Raw genomic sequence first — 435 nt, 5'->3', positions numbered from 1 at the left:
GTCATGGATCTGGTGCGCGAGCACAGCGGTGCCTACGGGACGGGCGTGGATTACGCCTATACCATGGTGCATGGCGCGCCGGAACGTAAAGCCTGAATACACTTCATCCTTCATGCTTCATCTTTGTTGGCTTCGCTTGCGTACCTCGGTCGCTTACCGATGTAAGCTCCCGCGGATCCACAACCTTGCCGCCTCGATGCACCATGACTGATTTTGTGTATTGCTTTCCTGTCCTAAGCGGTCTGTTTCCTCTCAACAAGGAACCCTTCATGGCGCAGAACAAACATGTGACGTTGGAGAATACCCACCCGCTCCTGCCTGAGCAGCCACAGCGATATGAGCAATGGCTGGGGAAAATTATGCCAGTGGCGGCCGAGTCTCCCGGTCATCTCGGGGCGAATGTGATTCGCCCTGCGGATGGCGACAACCTGTGGA

The 435-nt window shown here is 56.1% G+C and carries 2 pseudogenes; both read left to right on the top strand.

Annotated elements, in window-relative coordinates:
• Window positions 1-96: pseudogene (locus ACU8YC_RS28215) on the top strand (hydrolase); the annotation flags it as partial.
• Between the two features lie 173 nt (window positions 97-269).
• A pseudogene (locus ACU8YC_RS28210) lies at window positions 270-435 on the top strand (antibiotic biosynthesis monooxygenase); the annotation flags it as partial.

Source organism: Citrobacter sp. VF227, assembly GCF_052950715.1.
This window is presented reverse-complemented; position numbering and strand designations above follow the sequence as displayed.